Genomic DNA, 21,349 nt, shown 5'->3' on the forward strand with positions numbered 1-21,349 from the left:
TCGACCTCGCGTGGAATAAGCCCTCGAGCAGCAAAATTCATTTGACCAATACGCACGAATCGATGGGCGATTGTTGCCGTAAGCTTGTGCCGATTCTGACTTTCAAGGAGAACGCTGTTGAGCGAACTGCAAGGCTTCATCCTGCACGCCAAGACCCGCCCGGAAAAATCCGCGGCCTTCGAAGCGTTGTTCCGTGCCTATGTCGAACCGAGTCGCGCCGAACCCGGTTGCATCGAGTACCACATGCTGCGCGACAAACAGGACCCGACGCTGTTTATCTTCTACGAGATCTGGCAGACCCAGGCCCATCTGGATGCGCACTCGAACCTGCCGCACATGAAGCAGTTCCTCGACCAGCGCATGGAGTATCTGGAACGGGATTTCGATATCCGCCCGATCGAAATGCTCAGCACATCGTCCGCTAGCCGCTGATCAGCAGGTGGCCGCCGAGTACACCGAGGCCGATGAAGAACACGTGCTTGAACAACACGGCGCTGATCCGCTGTCGCAGCCATTGTCCCAGCAACATGCCGAGCACCGCCGGAATCAGCGCCAGCAGCGATGCACTCAATTCACCACCGCCGAGAGCGCCGCGCCATAACAGCCCGGCGGCCAATGCGAGGGTCGAAACGGTGAACGACAAACCCAGCGCTTGCACCAGTTCATCCTTACTCAAGCCCAGCGCTTGCAGATAAGGCACCGCCGGAATCACGAAGACGCCGGTGGCCGAGGTGATGACGCCCGTCAGCACTCCGCAGAACGGACCGAGCCAACGCTCGTTGCGACTGCCGACACGCAAGGTCGGCAGGAACAAACCGCTCAAGGCGTAAATCAACAGCGCCGCTCCGAGCCCCCGCACCACCCAGTGTCCACCGGCCATGCCGATCCACAATGTGCCAGCGCCAGTGCCGATAAAAATCGCCAGCAGCATCGGCCATAACCGGCTCAACAACCCGCGCAAATGACCGCCGAAGGCCAGTTGCCAGACGTTGGTCAACGTCGCGGGAACGATCAACAGCGCCGCAGCCTGCGACGGTGCCATAGCCAGACCGAGCAAACCCATGGCGATGGTCGGCAGACCGAGGCCGATCACACCTTTGATCATTCCGGCCAGCAGGAAGGTGGCGACAATCAATAAGGACAGGGCCAAGCCCAAATGTTGATAGAACGCGGCAAGAGTATTCATGGGGCTATCGTGGGCCCTGAAGGGTGCCTTGAAAATCTGCCATATACTGAGGCTGCCTCTTGCTCTACAAGAGGCAAATGATCCGGGACACTGTATGCACTTCGACCTCACCGACCTGCGCCTCTACCTGAATATCCTCGACACCGGCAACATCACCGCCGGTGCCGCCCGCAGCCATTTATCACTGGCGGCGGCGAGTGCACGAATCCGCGCGATGGAAGCTTCACTGGGCATCGAGTTTCTGGAGCGAGGTCGCCGCGGTGTCAGCCCGACTCCAGCCGGCAAGGCGCTGGCGCAGCACGCCCGAGTCCTGTTGCAACAGGCCGAGCGCATGCAGCAGGACCTGATCGAATATGCCAAAGGCGTCAAAGGCCAGGTGCGGTTGCTGTGCAATACCACTGCGATCACCGAGTACCTGCCGGAATTGCTGGCGGACTTTCTGCGCGACCATCCGAACCTCGACATCGACCTGCAAGAGCTGCCCAGCACACGCATCACCCACGCCTTGCGTCAGGGCGCAGCAGACCTGGGGATCGTGTCCGACGCCGTGGATACCGACAGCCTGCAAACCCGCTATTTCCGCGACGATCCGCTGGTGCTGATCCTGCCGCGTGATCACCCCTTGGCCGACACCGGACCATTAAGCTTCAGCGCCACCTTGCACCACGATTACGTCGGCCTGAACGCCAACAGCGCCTTGGCCGTTTACCTGGAAGAACAGGCCCTGCACAGTGGCTTACGGATGCAGGTCCGCATCCGCGCCGATGGTTTCGATGGCGTGATGCGCATGGTCGCCCGAGGTGCCGGGCTGGCGATCGTGCCCTTGGCGGCGGTCGAACGCTGGTCGGCTGAAACGCCGTTCACAAGCGTCGCACTGGAAGAGCCGTGGGCCCGACGCAAACTGTTGTTGTGCGCCCGGGACTTCGCCGTTCTGCCCGGTTATGCCCAGGCCTTGCTGAGCACCTTGACTCTCCCCTGAGGGGCAGACTTTACCCTTGAGGTTTCATCTTCAGGGACCGTTACGGTGAGCAAACGAATTCTGGTGATTCTCGGTCATCCATCGAGTAACAGTTTCTGCGGCGCACTGGCCGAGCGCTACGCACAATCGGCATTGCGTGCCGGGCATGAGGTGCGTCAGTTGTTTCTGGGCAAACTGGATTTTGATCCGGTACTGCGTGAAGGGTATCAACAGGTTCAGCCACTGGAAGCCGACCTGCGCCGCGCTCAGGCGGACATTCTGTGGGCCGAACACCTGACCCTGGTCTACCCGATCTGGTGGGGAGGCGTACCGGCCTTGCTCAAGGGCTTTTTCGATCGGGCGTTCCTGCCGGGTTTCGCCTTCAAGTACCGCGAAGGCAAAGCCTTCCCCGACAAACTCCTGCGCGGTCGCAGCGCGCATCTGCTGGTGACCATGGACACGCCACCCTGGTATTACCGCTGGATCTACCGCATGCCCGGGCTGCATCAGATACGTAAAACCACCCTCGCCTTCTGCGGCATCGAACCCCGGCGCACTCTCACGTTCGGCCCGATTCTCGGCGCAAGCGACAGTCAGCGTGAGGCCTGGTTACGGCAAGCCCAGGCTATCGCCAGCCACTGAGTGTGCCGATAATGCACCGGGTGTTACCACCGCAAAAAGGGACTTTTCATGTACATCGGCCAAGCCGCACAACGCTCAGGGACGACGATCAAGAGCATCCGCCATTACGAGTCGATCGGCTTGCTGCCGGCCGCTCAACGGCAAGGCAGATACCGTGTCTATGACCAACAAAGCGTCGACCTGCTGATCCTCATCAAGTGCGCTCAACAATTGGGTTTCAGGCTCAAGGAACTCCAGGCGATCTTTACCGGGCATCAAGGCCGGGCGATGCCCTGGTCATTGGCGCAGCAGGCCATCGATGCCAAGAAGTGCGAAATCAGCGAAAAGATTGCCGCACTCAGGCATCAACACGAGCAATTGGTCGAGTTCGAGAGCACCTTCCTGCAGGCCCGAATCGATTGCCCACTGGAAAGTCTTTGAGGGTACCGCGCGTTTCTGGACAGCTCGATGTCGAATACAGACAACTGAGCGGAGCATGGGCGCTATAGGGTGCGACTTCAGTTTTCAGTACCTCTTTCTATATTCCAAGGCCCGGAGTCCACATGACCGCACCGATTACCGTTCTTCGCGACACTCACCCGTTGCCCGTGCTCGACGCCTGCAAATGGGAAAAGCTCGAAGGCGATCCGCACACCGTCAACCTCAACGCGTACACCAGCGAAGATGGCAGCAAGATCATGGGCACCTGGATCTGCACGCCGGGCAAGTGGTATGTGGAATACGTGAAGTGGGAATACTGCCATTTCCAGGAAGGCTACTGCATCATCACCCCGGAAGGCATGGCGCCGATCCACCTGCGCGCCGGTGATATTTTCGTCATCGAACCGGGCATGAAAGGCACGTGGGAAGTGGTTGAAACCGTGCGTAAGTATTTCGTGTTTGCCTGATGCAAAAAACCGAGAGATCACCCGACGTGATCTCTCGGCAAAAGAACCTGATTGAAATGCGCATCCCTTGTGGCGAGGGAGCTTGCTCCCGCTGGTTCGCGAAGCGAACCCAACAAGCTGATGCGGTGTTTCTGATGCACCGCATGTTCAGGACTTACGACTGCTTCGCAGCCGAACGGGAGCAAGCTCCCTCGCCACAAGCCCCCTCACCATTGCCCCCGAGAAAAACCTCTATTGGGGCTTGCGATAGCTATTGATGATCGCCGAAAAGTCCTTGCCACCGTCCCCACGCTGGCTCATCGCCTGATACAACTGCTGGGCCACCGCACCAAGCACCACCGGTTGGTGCGCCTGACGTGCCGCCTCAGTAGCCAGCCCCAGATCCTTAAGCATCAGTTCTGCACCGAAACCGCCGGTATAGCCGCGCGAGGCCGGCGCCGTTTCGACGATACCCGGCCACGGGTTGTACATCTCCGAACTCCAGCAGCGCCCGGTGGAACTGTTGATGATCCCCGCCAGAACCGTCGTGTCGATCCCCAGCGCATCGCCCAAAGCCATGGCTTCGCTAACGCCGACCATGGAAATCCCCAGCAGCAGGTTGTTGCAGATCTTGGCAATTTGCCCGGTGCCGACTTCGCCACAGTGGACGATGTTACGGCCCATCTGCGCCAGCACCGGCTGCAGGATGGCGAACAACTCAGGGGTGGCGCCGACCATGAAGGTCAGGGTTCCCGCCGCCGCACCGCCGGTACCGCCGGAGACCGGCGCATCGGCCATGGCCACGCCTTGTTTGGCGGCAGCTGCGGCGACGTCGCGCGCCGTCTGCGGATCGATGGTGCTGCAATCCACAGCGGGCACGCCCTTGGCGATCCCCGCCAGCACGCCATCTTCGCCCAGCCAGACGCTGCGCACATGCACCGCGGCTGGCAGCATGGTGATCACCAGCTCAGCATCTTGAGCCGCTTCACGTGCCGAAGCGCTGATGCTGCCGCCCAGTTGCTCCAGCTCTGCCAGCACAGCTTTGTTCAGGTCGACCAGCCGCAGCGAATGGCCGGCCTTGATCAGATTGCGCGCCATCGGCGCGCCCATGTTGCCGAGACCGATAAAAGCGATTTTCATGTCCGGCTCCTTAACGCAAGTGGATGGTAGTGTTCACACCGTCGTTGACGCTGTCATCGTCGAACCAGCGCGCGGTGACGGTCTTGGTTTGAGTGTAGAACTGCACCACTTGCTTGCCATACGGACCGAGATCGCCGAGCTTCGAACCACGGGAACCGGTGAAGCTGAAGAACGGCACCGGCACCGGAATCGGGATGTTGATGCCAACCTGGCCGACGTCGATTTCCGTCTGGAATTTACGCGCTGCCGCACCGCTCTGAGTGAACAAGCCTGTGCCGTTGCCGAACGGGTTAGCGTTGACCAGGGCGATGGCCTGATCGAGGGTGTCGACTTCCAGCACCACCAGCACCGGACCGAAGATTTCCTGGGTGTAGATCTGCATCTCGGGAGTGACGCCGGAGAACAGGGTCGGGCCGACAAAGTTACCCTTCTCGTAGCCCGGAACGCTGATGTCGCGACCGTCCAGTTCAAGCTTCGCGCCTTCCTTGATACCGCTTTCGATCAGCTCGAGAATCCGCGCCTTGGCCCGTTTGGAGATCACCGGGCCAACATCAGTGCCTGGCTCGCTGCCGGCATTGACCTTGAGTTTTTGCGCCAGCGCCTTGAGGTCCGGCAGCCATTGTTTGGCCGCGCCCACCAGCACCACCACCGAGGTGGCCATGCAGCGTTGCCCGGCCGCACCGAAACCGGCGCCGACCAGTGCATTGAGCGCTTGCTCACGATTGGCATCGGGCAATACGACGGCGTGGTTCTTGGCGCCCATCATTGATTGCACGCGTTTACCGTGTTTGCCGGCCAGGTCGTAGACGTGAGTGCCGACCGCGGTCGAACCGACGAACGAAACAGCCTTGATGTCCTTGTGGGTGCAAAGCGCGTCCACCACATCCTTGCCACCATGAACGACGTTGAGCACTCCCGGCGGAATACCGGCTTCGATGGCCAGCTCCACCAGCAGCATGGTCGACATCGGGTCTTGCTCGGATGGCTTGAGCACGAAGGTGTTGCCGCAGGCGATGGCCATAGGGAACATCCACAGCGGAATCATCGCCGGGAAGTTGAATGGAGTAATACCGGCGCAGACGCCGATCGGTTGACGCAGGGTATAAGTATCGACACCACCCGCGACGTTCTCGGCGAACTCGCCCATTTGCAGGCTGCCAATGGAGCAAGCGTGTTCGACCACTTCCAGGCCGCGGAAGATATCGCCTTCAGCGTCGGCGATGGTTTTGCCCTGCTCATTGCTGAGTACCACGGCAATACGCTTGGAGTGTTCACGAATCAACGCCTGAAGCTTGAGCATGATGCGCATCCGCGCGCCGATCGGCGTCAGCCTCCAGGTCTGGAAGGCGCGATGGGCGGCGCTGATGGCGGCGTCGACTTCGGCGGTCGTCGCGAACGGGACCTTGGCCAGCACTTGTTGGGTCGCCGGGTTGACGATGTCATGCCATTCGGTGGTCTGGGACTCGACCCACTCGCCATCGATCAACAGCTTGACCTTTTGCACGGTGGTTTCTAGCGATGCGTTCATATTGGTCTCCGGACGTTGTTCTTATTTAGAGAGCGATCTTTGGAGCCAAGGCGAGAAAGTCGCCTTGAGATGAGGCGTGTGTCGCGAATTGGTTATCGGACTGTTTTTGGAGTATAGATGTGCAAACTTCTAATAAGAACGCACATAAAAGCCGGTCCATCATGCAAAAAAACATCACGTCTTTAGGCTCGTTGAACTGGGATGACCTCAAGTTTTTCCTCGAGGTTGCCCGTACCCGCAAGGCCAGCACCGCAGCCAAGCGCCTGGCGGTGGATTACACCACCGTGTCGCGGCGCATCAGTTCACTGGAGGCCTCGCTGGGCACGCTGCTGTTCGAGAAGTCCCGCACTGGCGGTTTTGTCCTGACTGCCGAAGGTCAGCGACTGCTGGGTTACGCCGAGTCGATCGAAAGCACCCTGCACATGGCCTGCGAGCAAGTTTCGGGCTCCGGCGTGGCGTTGTCCGGGCATGTGCGCATGGGCTGTACCGAAGGGTTTGGCAGCTTTTTCATCACCCCGCAGTTGAGCCATTTCGTCGACGCCTACCCGGCGATCTCGGTGGACATCCTGCCGCTGCCGCACTTCATCAGCCTGTCCAAGCGCGAAGCAGACATTGTCATCGCGCTGGAGCGGCCGGAGCACGGACCGTATGTCTGCTGCAAACTCTGCGACTACCGATTGCAGCTGTATGCAACCCAGGATTACCTGGACAAACACCCACCGATCCGCCGCCCGGCAGACTTGGGCAAGCATCAATTCATCAGTTATGTGGACGACCTGGCGTTCAGCTCGGAGCTGTTGTACCTGGCGAATGTGTTGCCCGGCGCCAATGCCAACCTGCGCAGCACCAGCGTGATCGCGCAGTTCGTGGCCGCCCAGCAGGGACGGTCACTGGCGATTCTGCCGTGCTTCCTGGCGTCTCAGGACTCGCGATTGCTGCCAGTGTTACCGCAAGAAATCACCATCACCCGGCAGTTCTGGATGTACTGCCGGGAAGACCTGCGCAAGCTCAAGCGGATCACCTTGTTGTGGGATTACATCCGTGCCGTTACCGAGCAGAACCAAGCGCTGTTGATGGGTGAAAGTCGGGAGATGTTATTCGCTGATTAGTCCGCGCTCACCACGATCGCCACCCGGCGATTCTCGGTGCGCCCGGCCACGGTGTCGTTGGAGGCGACGGGTTTACTGCTGCCCAAGCCGCGCAGTTGGATGTTTTCTTCTTTTATGCCGACGGTACTCAGCACTTTGCCAACGCTTTTCGCGCGGCGCAGGGAAAGCTGTTCGTTATAGGACTCTTTGCCCGAGGCATCGGTGTGGCCATCGATCCTCACTCGCTCGATGCCCACACCCAACAACGCCTTGCCGATGCGCTCGACGATCTCGGTACTGGTGGGGTTGAGGTGCTCGACATCACTGCCGAACAGCACTTTGTCGGACAGGCCGAAGGCCCAGCCATCGTCAGTCATCTCGAACCCTTGCTGCTTGAGCACGGTGATCTGCGCCGGGGTCAGGCCTTTTTGCGGTGCCGTTTGGCAACCGGTCAATGCCAGTAAGGCCATGAACAACGTGATCGTGAAAAATCGCAAGGAACGCTGAGAGAATGTGAGCACAGAAATTAGCTCCTGGTTTGAACATGTGCGACAGGGGGCTCCGCCCCTGACGTGTGCTGGGCGCCTCGGGAAAGGCGTTTGGCCTGGTACATCGCGGCATCGGCGGCACTGAGCAACGTGCCCGGTGTACCCCCATGATCCGGGTACACGGCAATGCCGATACTGAGTGAGGTCAACACTTGGGTACTGCCCGGCAACGGGATTGGCACTTCCATGCTGGCAAGGATTTTGTCGGCAATCCGTTCAGCGTCTTCGGTCTTGTGCAGTGGTGTCAGCAGGACGGCAAACTCGTCGCCGCCTAGACGCGCGACCAGGTCCTCTTCACGCAACTGTGCACGAACCCGGGTTGCCACCGCGACTAGCACTGCATCGCCGGCAGCATGACCGAAGTTATCGTTGATCTCCTTGAACCGGTCGCTGTCGAGGAACAGCACGGCCACTCGCTCATCCAGCTTGCTGGCATTGCGCAAGGCACGCATCAGGCGGCCTTCGAAAAACGCCCGATTCGGCAACCCGGTGAGACTGTCATGGCTGGCCTGGTGGGCCAGGGTTTCGTTTTCGCTTTGCAGGTGGGTCTGCCAGGACTCGAGCTCATCGAGCAAGGCATTGAAGTCGTTGCCCAGGTTGTCGAGTTCGGCAATGTCGGCGGGCGGCACGCGCTGGTCGAAGGCACGCTCGCTGCGGGCGGCGTGAGCCACGGTAGCCAGGCTGCGCAACGGGCCGATGATCCCGCGCAATTGCCGACGCGCCAGATACAGCGCAACCCAGGCACTGATAGCGGTACACAAGACAATGCCCAGCAGGCCACTGAGCAAAAAGCGCATCAGGCTGCCAGCATGACCAGTAAGCAGGATGCTACCGATTTCCTGACCTTGATGAACGATCGGCATGCTGACGGGTTTTTCCAGCAACGCCCGAGCGATCTGCATTTCAAGGTCGGAAAGCAGCCCGGTTTCCGGTCGTTGCCAATGTGCGAGCAACTCGCCTTGCTCGTTCGTCACCTGTGCATCGGCCACTTCCTCGGTGGACGCGATCAACGCCAACGCTTCGGTGGCGGCGGCCTTGTCATTGAACACCACCGCGGCTTCCACGGTGTAATTGATCGATCGGGCAATCAGATGCAGATTGTGATCGGCATAAACCCGCAGGGCCAGAACACCCAGCAGAGTCAACGAAACACTGGCCATGGCCACACCCACCAAGGCGACGATCAAATGTCCACGGCCGATAACCGACCCCAGGGTCGGACGTGTGCGGGATTTGAATAGACTCATGGTGCCGCCGGCTTGCGGCGCGACAGTTGCAGCACACTGGGATGAATGCGCACACCACTGCGGGCGACCGAGTCGAGGTTGACCTCGAAAGCCACCTGTTCATCGCCGACCCGCAGACAGAACAGACTGCCAACGGTGCATTGATCGCCGCCTTCGCTGATGCTCAACACCGGACGCCCAGTCAGCGAGGCGAATAGTCGACTGCGTTCCTCGCTCGTCAGCTGGCCGATGTACACCGCATCGCATTCCCCGGCAATCGCCGGATTGTCGGCCAAAAGTCGTCGCACGGTGACAGGCCGACCAGTGGCCTGGGTGGTGCCTTTGACCAGGTCGTCGGTGTATTCGGTGGGGCCGACCACGCACAGACGCAACTGCTGGGGCTCAACAGGCCACCGGGCATAACTGAGGATCCCGAGCACCACCTGAGTGACCGACCTGGCGCGAAGGTCGGCCTTGCTCGCGTCGGTTTCCGGCTGAGCACAGGCAACGCCCGTCAACAAACAGAGAAGGCTACCAAGCAACACTTGCTTGCAGCCAACAACGCGCTCTGTCGCCCAGACAGCCACCTTCATGCAGGGATTCTCTTCGATCGCAACGATATGATGCCGCAACGATAGCACAGCACTGAAACACCAGCGAGGCCACGCACCACGCCACTTCGGACAGATTCCCATCGTCTGGGGCCGTCCATTTCAGTGACCCGGCTCGATACCCTCTTCCAGCTCCAGCATTAACCCGCTCAAGCGCTTGACCTTGCGCCGCACGGCCTCTTCAAATACGTCGGCGCGAGGCTCAATCAGGGTGAACCAGTCCTTGGCCCGGGTTATCCCGGTATAGATCAGTTCCTTGGTGAGCACAGGGTTCAGGGCGTCCGGCAAAATCAACGCCGTATGGGCAAATTCAGAGCCTTGGGATTTGTGTACCGTCATGGCATACACGGTATCGACATCGTTGAGCCGGCTTGGCAGGACAAAGCGCACACCGCCCTGACCATCGTTACGCGGGAATGCCACACGCAGCACATGCCGTCCGGCCTCAGGGCCCTCACGTTCCGGCAGCTTGAGCGCGATGCCAATGTCGCCGTTCATCAAACCCAAGCCATAGTCGTTGCGGGTCATCAGCACGGGGCGACCTTCGTACCACTGGTGGTCGCTGTCGATCAGCCGAGCCTTGAGCAGCGCGTCGGTCACTCGCTGATTCAAGCCTTCGACACCCCAAGGCCCTTTACGTACAGCGCACAACAGCTGGAAGGCGTCGAAGGCTTGCAGCACCACGCGAGCCCAATGGGTCCAGCATGGATCGTCGAGCGGGCTGTCGAGCGGTGGCCGCTGGCTGCGCAAAAGACTCAGATAATGCCGATAACCTTGCGGCCCTGCGCCATGACCTTCGAGCAACAAGCGCTCCAGCGCCCGATCCTGCTCACCTTTGAGGGGCAGGGAAAACACGTCGTCATGGCTTCTGGCTGCCAGTAACTTGCGGGCGTCCTCGGGTTGCTGCCGGTTGACCCAACGGGCCAACTGACCAATACCGCTGCCCTCGCCGAAGCGTCGCGAATGTCGCAACATCACCACTTGCTGGGCCAGGGGATGCGCTCCGTGGGTGTCTTCGCGCAAACCGCTGGCATCGAGGTTTTCACCGCTGACCGTCTCCAGCCACTGGCGGGTCTGCGGGCTGTACCAACCGGCTTCGGCATCACGACACAGATCGCCCAGGACGGCACCAGCCTCTACCGATGCCAGTTGATCCTTGTCACCGAGCAACACCAGACGGGCATGGGCCGGCAAGGCATCGAGCAGATTGGCCATCATTTCCAGGTCAATCATCGAGGCTTCGTCCACCACCAATACATCCAGTGGCAAGCGATTGCCGGCGTGGTGCCGGAAATGCCGGGTGCCGGGGCGACTGCCGAGCAAACGGTGCACAGTGGTCACATCCGACGGGATCTTCTCACGCACTGTTTCAGCGACTTTCAGGCTTTGAACCTGCTGGCTGATGGACTCGGTCAATCGCGCGGCGGCTTTGCCAGTGGGTGCAGCGAGGCGAATGCGCAGCGGTTTACCGGCCTCCACAGCCGGAGCCTGAAGCAATGCGAGCAAGCGCACGACCGTAGTGGTTTTACCGGTCCCCGGGCCACCAGTGACGATGCTGAAGGCGCTACGGGTCGCCAGGGCGCAAGCGAGTTTCTGCCAGTCGATCATTTCATCAGGCCTGGCTGGACCAAACAGCCCCGTCAGGCGTTGAGGCAAATCACTCGGTGTTGTTTCGTGTGCCGCCAGGCGCTGACGCAAGGCGTTGTCGATGCGTCGTTCATAAGCCCAGTAACGGCGCAGGTACAGGCGTTTACCTGACAGCACCAACGGCCGGTGCTGCGCGGCCTCACGCCCATCGACCGCCAGAGCCACCAGACGGCTGGACGCCAGTACCTTGCACCAATGGGCGCCGTCCAGCGCCTCAAGCAATTGCGACGGCAGTAACATCGCGGCGCTTTGCAAATCACCTTCCGGTGGCAGCGACAGCGCGAAATCAGGCTCTTTCAGCGTTTCGAACAGATCCAGGCAGACATGGCCGTGGCCCAACTGGTGACTGGTCAGCGCGGCGGCCAGCAGCACCAGTGGATCATCCTCGGGAGCGAGCTCATGAAGAAACGCGACGAAGGCCTTGTCCAGCGCCCGCAACCAGCCGCGCTCGACCCAGCGCGTGAGCAGCAGCAACAAGTCATCCGCGCGACTCAACGGGGCCAGATCTGCCAGGCTTTCGGCCGCCAGCGGCGTGGGCAGCAAATCGGCGAAGGTGCGACTCATAGCAGTACTCCCTGTTCCCAGGCAGGTTCGGCCTTGGGTTCTGGCTTGCCCTGGAACAATCGGTCCAGACGCTCAATCAGTTCCCGTGGCGGGCGGGCAAAGTACACACCCTGGCTGGATGCGCGAGTACCGCGAAGGAACAGGTACAACGCCCCGCCGACATGCCGGTCGTAATCGTAATCGACCAGCCGCGCCTTGAGCTGGCGATGCAGGGCGAGCAGGTACAGAACGTATTGCAGGTCATAACGGTTATCGAGAATCGACTGTTCCATGGCCTGCTCGGTATAGGCTGCGTCATCGACGCCCAGCCAGTTGGACTTGTAGTCGGCGACGTAGTAGCGACCGTCATGCTCGAACGTCAGGTCGATGAAGCCCTTGAACATGCCATTGAGCAGCACCGGTTCGGCGGCCACCCGGGCCACGCCGTTATGGGTGTATTGACGCACCAGCTCATCGAGTTTGAGCACATCGACTTTATGACTGGCGAACCAGAACTCCATCTCGACCCGGTATCGGGTCAATTGCCCGAACACCACCGGTGCCCGCCCGCCACCGATGTGCAGCGGGGATTTGAGCAAGTGCTGCAGCCAGTCGCTCAGCGTGGTGATCCAGCCTTCCCAGCCACGACGGTTGCAGCGACGGGCAATGCCATCCTCCACGGTATGTGGTGCAGCGGAAAAACCTTCGTCACCGGCCCATTCGAGTAATCCATGGAGAAAAGTGCCGGGATTCGGGCCTCGAGGGAATCGATGGATATCAGCGCCGCCAGCGATTACTTCTCGCGGCGCTTGCGGATCGAGACGTTCGTCGTCGAATAGCTTTTGGGCTTGCGGGCTCTCCGGGGCGTCATCGTTGCCGACACTCAGGCTGTCGCCAATGCGCAAGGCGCTGTAAGAGGCGATCCACCAGTTTTCGCTGGCCTTGCGCTTGGGCACCCGCGGAGCAAGCAAGGTCGCTTCATTGCGCGGCGGATGATAATGCTCGGTAGTCGCTTCAGGCATTTCACCGTAGTTCAGCGCCGGGCAGTTCTGCTGCAAATCCTCCAGCCATCGCTGCAACCCGGCCGACTCGGCCAATGGTGCACCACCGCCCAGCAGATAACCCAGCGCGCAAAGGTGCAGAACCGAGCCGTTGTTATTGCCGCGCTTGAGGTCCGTCACACCGAGCCAGCAGGCATGTTGTGCCCGCGTCAGGGCGACATAGAGCAGACGAAGGTCCTCCGCTAGACGCTCATCATCGGCCTGGGCGATCAACTCGGTCGTCGGCTTCAAGCTCACCTGAGCCTTGCCCGCAGCGTCGTGGTAATACAACGGCAAGCGGCTGCCATCCACCGGTTTTGCCGAACAAATGAACGGCAGAAACACCAGGGGGTACTCAAGCCCTTTGGACTTGTGGATGGTCACGACCTTGACCAGTTGTTCGTCGCTTTCCAGGCGCAGGATCTGCTCTTCGCCGGCCTGACCGGACAATGCCAGATGCTCGGACAAATGACGGATCAAGGCTTGCTCGCCATCGAGTTCGGCGGCGGCCTGTTGCAACAACTCGGACAGGTGCAGCAGGTTGGTCAACACCCGCTCGCCATCATTGCGCGCGATCAACTTCTGCGGCAACTGAAAGTCATGCAACAGGCGCCGCAACATTGGCAACACACCCTGCTTGCGCCAGAGTTCGCGATAACCGCGGAACTGCATGACCCGTGCCTCCCAGGCCAGTTCATCCTGATTCAGCCGCTCCAGTTCAGCCAATGAAAGGTTCAGTGTGATGCAGGCCAGCGCGGCACGGAGGGGACGCTCGACATCCGGCTCGGCACACGCCTTGAGCCAGGTCAGCAGGTCATGGGCCTCCTGCGCGGCGAACACTGAGTCCTTGTCTGACAGGTAAACACTGCGCACACCGCGGGCGGAAAGTTCACCGCGCACGGCCTGGGCCTCGTTGCCGTCGCGCACCAGAATCGCGATATCCGCCGGCAGCAGGCCTCTGAAATCCTTGCCATCCTGAATGAAACCCGCACGACCCTGCTGACCGCCATTGAGCAGCGCGGTGATTTCACTGGCGCAGGCGGCGGCCAATTGTTGTCGATATTGCGCGCCAGACAGTGGCTGATCGGCGGACAGATGCCAGATGTTCAGGGCAGGTACTACCTGACCATCAATGTGCAGGACTTCTTTGCGCCCTTGGGATTCGACGGGCAGAAACGGTACCGGATTCTCGCCATTCTGCTCACGGAACAAGAATGCTCCTCGCCCCTGCCCGCGAGATTCGGCACGCTCGAACACATGGTTCACCGCACTGACCATGCCATGACTGGAACGGAAGTTGGTGCCCAGGGTATGCAGGCGGCCAGTGGTGGCCTGGCGGGCGCGCAGGTAGGTATAGATGTCGGCACCGCGGAAGGCATAGATCGCCTGCTTCGGGTCGCCGATCAGAAACAGACCGGATTCAGGACTGTTGTCTTCGATGCGATAAATGCTCTCGAAGATTCGGTATTGCACCGGGTCGGTGTCCTGGAACTCGTCGATCAGCGCAACCGGGAACTGTTCGCGGATCAGGGTCGCCAGGCGCTCACCGCCTTCGGACTGCAAGGCTGCATCGAGGCGCAGCAGCATGTCATCGAAGCCCATTTCCGCGCGGCGTCGCTTTTCTTCCTCGAACCGTGCTCCGACCCAGCGCGCGGCGTGTTGTAGCACGGCGGCATCGGGGGTCGGCAAACCATCGAGACTGGCCTTGAGAGCGGGCATCGCATCGATACCGGGGTGACGGGGGGCTTCCCCCTTCCAGGCTTCAGCCATGCCATCGGGAGTCAGGCGGTTGAAGCCGGTGCCAATGTCCAGTTGCTCCAGAGATTCGTCTTCGGCCCAGGTCCGGAGCTTTTCAAACCAGGGTTCGAAGTAGCGCGCCTGCATCTTGCGACCATCGACGCTCTTGCTCGCGACGCCCTGATGACAGATCGCGAGCAGCTCATCGGCCCATTGGCGCCAGGGCATTTTGAGCTCGAGCAAAGCGGCCCGTCGCTCCTGCAAACACTCGGTGATCAACTCGGCAGGCTCTTTACCTTCGACGCTGTCGCGCTCGCTGGCGAACAACCCACGCACTCGCGGCAGCAACGCCGCCGGGCCACCCCAATTGCCGCGAACCCAGTTCAGCGCATCGCCTTGCATCGGGTAGCAGAACAGACGCCAGTAGTCGCGCAGCACTTCGCCGAGCAAATCGCTGTGATCGGTTTCCAGGGTCTGGGTGAACAGGCTGCCACTGTCGAACGCATGTTCGCGCAGCATGCGCTGGCACCAACTGTGGATGGTCGATACCGCCGCTTCATCCATCCATTGGGCGGCAATGTCCAGGCGGTTTGCACAACCGGACCACTGTTCGGGGAGGTACTGCTCGCGCAATTCGGCAATGAGGCTGTCCGGTGCCGGTGTCTCATCGCGGAAAAACCGTGCAGCTTCAGCCAGCCGTGTGCGAATACGTTCGCGCAGTTCTTTGGTCGCGGCATCGGTGAAGGTCACCACGAGGATTTGCGGCGGCAGCAACTCACGGCCAAACCCACTCGATTCGCCGCCGTGACCCAGGACCAGACGCAAGTACAGCGCGGAAATGGTGAAGGTCTTGCCGGTCCCGGCGCTGGCTTCGATCAGTTGGCTACCACGCAGGGGGAATGCCAGGGCCAGCGGTGTTTTCGTGGTCATCAGCACGCCTCCTCACCGCTCAATGAGCGCCAGGGGGCCTCAAGCAGCGGCCGGTACAATGCGTCGCACCAATCAGGGAAGGTCTCGTCGGCAATCAGTGCATCGTAATCGGCGAATTGCCGAGCGAGTGCCGGGCTTTCGCGGCGCTCGCCATCAGTGGTCTGGCCGTCGCCTTCATAAGCTTTGCGGGCACCGGCGGCGGCTTTGGCCGGGTCGGTTTGAGCGAGCCAGGCGAAGGCTGTTTTTACGGCAATCGGCAGCGGTTGGCGCATGCCGGTTTGCCAGGCCAGCAACAGGTCGCCCAGAATCCGGGATGCCGCCGCCTCCTCCATCGGACCAAGCAGTAAACTGTCGTCGCTGGCCACCAATGCAGTGGTCATCGCCATACCATTGGCGCACGCAACCAGATGGTTGACCCATGGTCGCGTCAGACGATGCCATTTGCGGGTCTTGAGCGAGCCGATGCTGTTGGGGATCGTGGTGACCGACAGCAGACCACCGTCTGCACGTTGATGCAGACCACTGAGCCAACCCTCCAGACGCAGCCCATGCAACTCCAGACTTACCGGCAACGCGCTGCTGAGTGGTGTCGGCCATAACGCCAGAAGTCGCTGATAGCGCAGCAGCAGATCCGGCAGCGGTTCGATCAACTCTCGCTGAAGACATTCGCCAAAACCGGCCATGGGCAAGAGCCCGCTGTTTTGCAGACGCTTTGCCTGCGCCTCCAGTGCCTGATCGGTTTGATCCAGTTGACCCAGCGCCGCTTCGAGCAAACTGTCACTGAGGCTGTAGCGTTGCAACGCATCGAGTACAAATGGCTCTTCATCTGCCAAAGGCACTTCGGCAGCCTCGAAGAACACTTTGAGCCGCTGACTGAAAAAATGCCGTACAGGGTTGCGCAGAAAATCCTGCAGTTGACCCAGACTCAGCGGTTCGTCCTGGACATAGGGTTCAAGCACTTCGATATCAGTCGCCAGATCACCGGCCTGATGAAGAGCCTGCCACTCACTGGCGTAACTGAATAGATCATCGCCCTCGTGAAAGTAGCGAGCGCTGAAAGGTTGCAACGGGTGTTCCTGAGTCATGGATTCAAGCAGGTCATCATTGTCATCGTACAGTCGCCAGCCGCTGCCGAGATGGTCCCGTAACTGCCCTATCAACACCGAAGCAGGGCGCTCACTGTTGTCCCGGATACTGCGGCCGACCCAGCTGATATAGAGTTGGTCCCGTGCCGACAACAATGCTTCCAGCAACAGATAGCGATCATCTTCGCGCCGGGAACGATCGCCTGGGCGGTAGTCGCTGCCCATCAGGTCGAAGTCCAACGGCGGCTGCGCGCGAGGGTAATCGCCATCATTCATACCCAGCAGACAGACCCGTTTGAACGGGATCGCTCGCATCGGCATCAAGGTACAGAAGTTGACTGCCCCGGCGAGGAAACGCTGAGACAGGCGACCTTGGTCGAGACCCGCCAGCCAGGCCTCACGGACTACGGTCAGCGGTAACTCGTCCTGCAAACCTACGGACTCGCAGGTTTCAAGCCAGGTCTCACGCAGCTCTTCGAGTTGAGCCAACAAATAGTCGTCATGCTCGTTACTGGCCTTGAAGAACAACTGCACCAGTGCCTGCAAGCGGGTGCCCCAGAGCTTGGGGGGCGCAGGTCGGGTGAGTTCCTGATGAGCAATCTCCAGCGCATCCAGCAGTGCGACCAAAGGACCTATGAGCGCCGCATCCAGGCCACCAATCTCGTCATAGGGTTCAATACCCTCACAGGCACTGGCGCTGCCCACGGCATAACCAAGCAGCATCCGTCGCAGACCGAAACGCCAACTGTTTTGCTCCAGTTGTTCAGGCAATCCCAGACCCGCACGCTGCTCGGCATTCATCCCCCAGCGAACACCTGCGCCTTCGATCCAGCGATGCAAGGTCGGCAGGTCACGTTCCTCTACGCCAAACCGAGCGCGTAATGCCGGAACGTCCAGCAGATCGAGAATTTCGCTGACGGGGAAGCGGCTATCGGGCAGCTTGAGCAGATGCTCGACAGCGATCAGTAGCGGATCCCTGCCGCGCTGGCCTTGATCCGCGAGCGTGAAGGGAATGAAGCGTGGGTCGTGGCGATCAAGCTGACCAAAGACAGCACGGATGTGAGGGGCATAACTGTCGATGTCCGGAACCATCACGATAACGTCGCGAGGTCTCAGGTCTGGATCCGCACTGAATCGGGCGAGCAACTGATCGTGGAGGATCTCTACTTCGCGCTGAGCACTATGGGCGATGTGAAAACGGATCGATTCGTCCTTATCCAGATCGACAGCAGGCCAACGCTCGCGAGTCTCGTTCAGCGGGCGCAATTCCAGGATGTCGTCCTGTAACTGGTTGAGCATGTTCTGTGGCTGGCTATCGCTGAAAAGGTCGATGCGCCCGTCGCGAAACGCCGAGCGATAGCTGTTGGGATCGTCGTAACTGTCGAGCAGATTGATGTAATCCCGCCCCTGTTTACCCCACGCCGCCAATAGCGGGTGGGCATGCTGATGAAGGGTTTGCGGGTCGAGCACAACCGGCATGCCGCGCTTGCGGGACTGACGCTTGTACTGATGTCGCAACAGGTCTTTATCGGCGACGATGTCCGCCCAATGATGACGACATGGGTTGTGTACGCATAGCAAGACCTGGCTGAATCGAGCCAGCCCGGCAAGTGCTTCCAAGGCTTGGGCGGGCAATGAAGAAATCCCGAAAACGATAACTCGCGAAGGCAAACCACTGGGCGCTACGTCGAGACTATTGATGCGTTCGATAAAACGTTGGTGAACGCCTGCGCGGCTTTGCGCCATGCCTTGTTCACCGACATCCAGCAACAGCGCACGCCACAACTCGGCCTGCCAGCAGTTGGCCGGGGTCAGGGCTTTGGCTTCGCCCCTGCCATTTCGTAACTGATGACGGCCTTCTGCCCAGTCTTCGAGCCAGTCGGCACGGTAAACCTGGTATTGGTCAAACAGATCCGCCAGTCGCTCCGCCAATTGATAGCGTTTGCGTAAGTCGGTGTCATTGGTAAGAAAGCGTTGTAGAGGTTCGAAGTGCGGCTGGTTGATCAACTGTGGTAGCAGACGCATCAGGCGCCAGGTCAGCGGCGCTTTATCGAGCAGCGATTTGGCCGGGATTTCGTCACGTCCCAGCACCATGCGATAGAGCTGCCACATGAAACTGCCTGGCAACTGCACATCGATGGCTGCGGCGATTCCGCAGCCGCCCATGTCGTCGTCTTCGGGATCTTCGGCCAGTGCCAGCTTAAGCCACTGGGCGATGCCATTGCTCTGTACCAAGGCGATTTCATTTTCCAAGGGAGCCAGTGGGTAGCGCCGCATCCAACTGACCACCAGGCTGCGCAACTCGTCCAGGCGGTTACCGTGAACCACCATAAAACCAGCACTGAGGGACATAGCGTCCGGCATAAAGGCTTCCTTGGGAAAATACAAAAGCTAGGGCTGAACCTTAGCACTGTCAGCAGACTGTGACAGCCGGAAGCGGTCCGATGATGCTGTACGAACTTTCCTGCGGACAAAACAAAACCCCTACCTGCAGATGCAGATAGGGGTTTCGGAATTTAATCTTGACGATGACCTACTCTCACATGGGGAAACCCCACACTACCATCGGCGATGCATCGTTTCACTGCTGAGTTCGGGATGGGATCAGGTGGTTCCAATGCTCTATGGTCGTCAAGAAATTCGGGTACCGAACCGTCTTTCGACGCTTCAGCAAATTGGGTATGCGATAGTTTGTGTGTTTGCTTCTCGAACTTTCGGTTCATTGCGTCTTCACACACCGCAATCTGGTGCCCTTTCGCTCTTCAGCTCGAAGCATACAAATTGCTTGGGTGTTATATGGTCAAGCCTCACGGGCAATTAGTATTGGTTAGCTCAACGCCTCACAGCGCTTACACACCCAACCTATCAACGTCGTAGTCTTCGACGGCCCTTCAGGGGACTCAAGGTCCCAGTGAGATCTCATCTTGAGGCTAGTTTCCCGCTTAGATGCTTTCAGCGGTTATCTATTCCGAACATAGCTACCCGGCAATGCCACTGGCGTGACAACCGGAACACCAGAGGTTCGTCCACTCCGGTCCTCTCGTACTAGGAGCAGCCCCTCTCAAATCTCAAACGTCCACGGCAGATAGGGACCGAACTGTCTCACGACGTTCTAAACCCAGCTCGCGTACCACTTTAAATGGCGAACAGCCATACCCTTGGGACCGGCTTCAGCCCCAGGATGTGATGAGCCGACATCGAGGTGCCAAACACCGCCGTCGATATGAACTCTTGGGCGGTATCAGCCTGTTATCCCCGGAGTACCTTTTATCCGTTGAGCGATGGCCCTTCCATACAGAACCACCGGATCACTAAGACCTACTTTCGTACCTGCTCGACGTGTCTGTCTCGCAGTCAAGCGCGCTTTTGCCTTTATACTCTACGACCGATTTCCGACCGGTCTGAGCGCACCTTCGTACTCCTCCGTTACTCTTTAGGAGGAGACCGCCCCAGTCAAACTACCCACCATACACTGTCCTCGATCCGGATAACGGACCTGAGTTAGAACCTCAAAGTTGCCAGGGTGGTATTTCAAGGATGGCTCCACGCGAACTGGCGTCCACGCTTCAAAGCCTCCCACCTATCCTACACAAGCAAATTCAAAGTCCAGTGCAAAGCTATAGTAAAGGTTCACGGGGTCTTTCCGTCTAGCCGCGGATACACTGCATCTTCACAGCGATTTCAATTTCACTGAGTCTCGGGTGGAGACAGCGCCGCCATCGTTACGCCATTCGTGCAGGTCGGAACTTACCCGACAAGGAATTTCGCTACCTTAGGACCGTTATAGTTACGGCCGCCGTTTACCGGGGCTTCGATCAAGAGCTTCGCGTTAGCTAACCCCATCAATTAACCTTCCGGCACCGGGCAGGCGTCACACCCTATACGTCCACTTTCGTGTTTGCAGAGTGCTGTGTTTTTAATAAACAGTCGCAGCGGCCTGGTATCTTCGACCGGCGTGGGCTTACGGAGCAAGTCCTTCACCCTCACCGGCGCACCTTCTCCCGAAGTTACGGTGCCATTTTGCCTAGTTCCTTCACCCGAGTTCTCTCAAGCGCCTTGGTATTCTCTACCCAACCACCTGTGTCGGTTTGGGGTACGGTTCCTGGTTACCTGAAGCTTAGAAGCTTTTCTTGGAAGCATGGCATCAACCACTTCGTGTTCTAAAAGAACACTCGTCATCAGCTCTCGGCCTTAGAATCCCGGATTTACCTAAGATTCCAGCCTACCACCTTAAACTTGGACAACCAACGCCAAGCTGGCCTAGCCTTCTCCGTCCCTCCATCGCAATAACCAGAAGTACAGGAATATTAACCTGTTTTCCATCGACTACGCTTTTCAGCCTCGCCTTAGGGACCGACTAACCCTGCGTCGATTAACGTTGCGCAGGAAACCTTGGTCTTTCGGCGTGGGTGTTTTTCACACCCATTGTCGTTACTCATGTCAGCATTCGCACTTCTGATACCTCCAGCAAGCTTCTCAACTCACCTTCACAGGCTTACAGAACGCTCCTCTACCGCATCACCTAAGTGATACCCGTAGCTTCGGTGTATGGTTTGAGCCCCGTTACATCTTCC

The 21,349-nt window shown here is 59.4% G+C and carries 15 protein-coding genes and 2 rRNA genes (1 of these 17 running past the window's edge); 6 read left to right on the forward strand and 11 right to left on the reverse strand.

The window, feature by feature from the left end:
• The first annotated feature begins 117 nt into the window (after positions 1 to 117).
• Positions 118 to 432: a putative quinol monooxygenase gene (locus ACZ9BB_RS20480; protein ID WP_476215727.1), complete on the forward strand. Its 315-nt coding sequence runs from the start codon at positions 118 to 120 to the stop codon at positions 430 to 432.
• Here the strand turns inward: ACZ9BB_RS20480 and ACZ9BB_RS20485 are convergent.
• Complete coding sequence (locus tag ACZ9BB_RS20485) at positions 422 to 1,186, reverse strand: sulfite exporter TauE/SafE family protein (RefSeq protein WP_476215729.1); 765 nt, start codon at positions 1,184 to 1,186, stop codon at positions 422 to 424. The two genes, ACZ9BB_RS20480 and ACZ9BB_RS20485, sit on opposite strands and share 11 nt — an antisense overlap.
• A gap of 94 nt (positions 1,187 to 1,280) precedes the next feature.
• Here ACZ9BB_RS20485 and ACZ9BB_RS20490 point away from each other — a divergent pair, with 94 nt between their 5' ends.
• The 4 genes from ACZ9BB_RS20490 to ACZ9BB_RS20505 all read left to right on the forward strand — a co-directional run bounded on the left by ACZ9BB_RS20490 (position 1,281) and on the right by ACZ9BB_RS20505 (position 3,673).
• On the forward strand, positions 1,281 to 2,165 hold the full coding sequence (locus tag ACZ9BB_RS20490) for a LysR substrate-binding domain-containing protein (protein WP_476215731.1): 885 nt from the start codon (positions 1,281 to 1,283) through the stop codon (positions 2,163 to 2,165).
• Between the two features lie 45 nt (positions 2,166 to 2,210).
• Positions 2,211 to 2,786 carry an NAD(P)H-dependent oxidoreductase gene (locus ACZ9BB_RS20495; protein ID WP_476215733.1) on the forward strand — a complete coding sequence of 192 codons (576 nt, stop codon included), beginning with the start codon at positions 2,211 to 2,213 and terminating at the stop codon, positions 2,784 to 2,786.
• 48 nt (positions 2,787 to 2,834) lie between these two features.
• On the forward strand, positions 2,835 to 3,206 hold the full coding sequence (locus tag ACZ9BB_RS20500; RefSeq protein ID WP_253416882.1) for a MerR family transcriptional regulator: 372 nt from the start codon (positions 2,835 to 2,837) through the stop codon (positions 3,204 to 3,206).
• Between the two features lie 122 nt (positions 3,207 to 3,328).
• Entirely contained in the window at positions 3,329 to 3,673 is a 345-nt protein-coding gene (locus ACZ9BB_RS20505) for a cupin domain-containing protein (RefSeq protein WP_007900627.1), read from the forward strand.
• A gap of 231 nt (positions 3,674 to 3,904) precedes the next feature.
• Here the strand turns inward: ACZ9BB_RS20505 and mmsB are convergent, their stop codons facing one another.
• A complete protein-coding gene (mmsB, locus tag ACZ9BB_RS20510; RefSeq protein ID WP_476215735.1) occupies positions 3,905 to 4,792 on the reverse strand; it encodes a 3-hydroxyisobutyrate dehydrogenase in 888 nt (295 codons plus the stop codon).
• Positions 4,793 to 4,802: 10 nt separating this feature from the next.
• The gene (locus tag ACZ9BB_RS20515; protein WP_476215736.1) at positions 4,803 to 6,320 is read right to left on the reverse strand and encodes a CoA-acylating methylmalonate-semialdehyde dehydrogenase; all 1,518 of its coding nucleotides are present in this window, start codon (positions 6,318 to 6,320) and stop codon (positions 4,803 to 4,805) included.
• 161 nt (positions 6,321 to 6,481) lie between these two features.
• On the opposite strand from ACZ9BB_RS20515, the gene ACZ9BB_RS20520 reads away from it, so the two are divergent.
• Positions 6,482 to 7,429: a LysR family transcriptional regulator gene (locus ACZ9BB_RS20520; RefSeq protein ID WP_476215737.1), complete on the forward strand. Its 948-nt coding sequence runs from the start codon at positions 6,482 to 6,484 to the stop codon at positions 7,427 to 7,429.
• Here ACZ9BB_RS20520 and yfiB read toward each other — a convergent pair.
• The 8 genes from yfiB to ACZ9BB_RS20560 form a co-directional block, all read right to left on the reverse strand.
• A complete protein-coding gene (yfiB, locus tag ACZ9BB_RS20525; protein WP_476215738.1) occupies positions 7,426 to 7,929 on the reverse strand; it encodes an outer membrane lipoprotein YfiB in 504 nt (167 codons plus the stop codon). The two genes, ACZ9BB_RS20520 and yfiB, sit on opposite strands and share 4 nt — an antisense overlap.
• A gap of 5 nt (positions 7,930 to 7,934) precedes the next feature.
• Positions 7,935 to 9,203, reverse strand: a complete 1,269-nt coding sequence (dgcN, locus tag ACZ9BB_RS20530) for a diguanylate cyclase DgcN/YfiN (protein WP_476215739.1) — start codon at positions 9,201 to 9,203, stop codon at positions 7,935 to 7,937.
• Complete coding sequence (gene yfiR, locus ACZ9BB_RS20535; RefSeq protein ID WP_476215740.1) at positions 9,200 to 9,775, reverse strand: regulatory sequestration protein YfiR; 576 nt, start codon at positions 9,773 to 9,775, stop codon at positions 9,200 to 9,202. Before yfiR ends, dgcN begins: the two co-directional genes overlap by 4 nt.
• Before the next feature lie 120 nt (positions 9,776 to 9,895).
• Positions 9,896 to 12,004, reverse strand: coding sequence for an exodeoxyribonuclease V subunit alpha (recD, locus tag ACZ9BB_RS20540; protein ID WP_476215741.1), 2,109 nt, complete (start codon positions 12,002 to 12,004; stop codon positions 9,896 to 9,898).
• On the reverse strand, positions 12,001 to 15,690 hold the full coding sequence (gene recB / locus ACZ9BB_RS20545) for an exodeoxyribonuclease V subunit beta (protein WP_476215742.1): 3,690 nt from the start codon (positions 15,688 to 15,690) through the stop codon (positions 12,001 to 12,003). The genes recD and recB overlap by 4 nt, the downstream gene beginning before the upstream one ends.
• Positions 15,690 to 19,139, reverse strand: a complete 3,450-nt coding sequence (recC, locus tag ACZ9BB_RS20550) for an exodeoxyribonuclease V subunit gamma (RefSeq protein WP_476215744.1) — start codon at positions 19,137 to 19,139, stop codon at positions 15,690 to 15,692. Before recC ends, recB begins: the two co-directional genes overlap by 1 nt.
• 156 nt (positions 19,140 to 19,295) lie before the next feature.
• Positions 19,296 to 19,411, reverse strand: a 5S ribosomal RNA gene (rrf, locus tag ACZ9BB_RS20555).
• Between the two features lie 160 nt (positions 19,412 to 19,571).
• Positions 19,572 to 21,349 (reverse strand): 23S ribosomal RNA (locus ACZ9BB_RS20560) (it continues 1,114 nt past the right edge of the window).

This window comes from Pseudomonas sp. TE3552 (assembly GCF_056278945.1).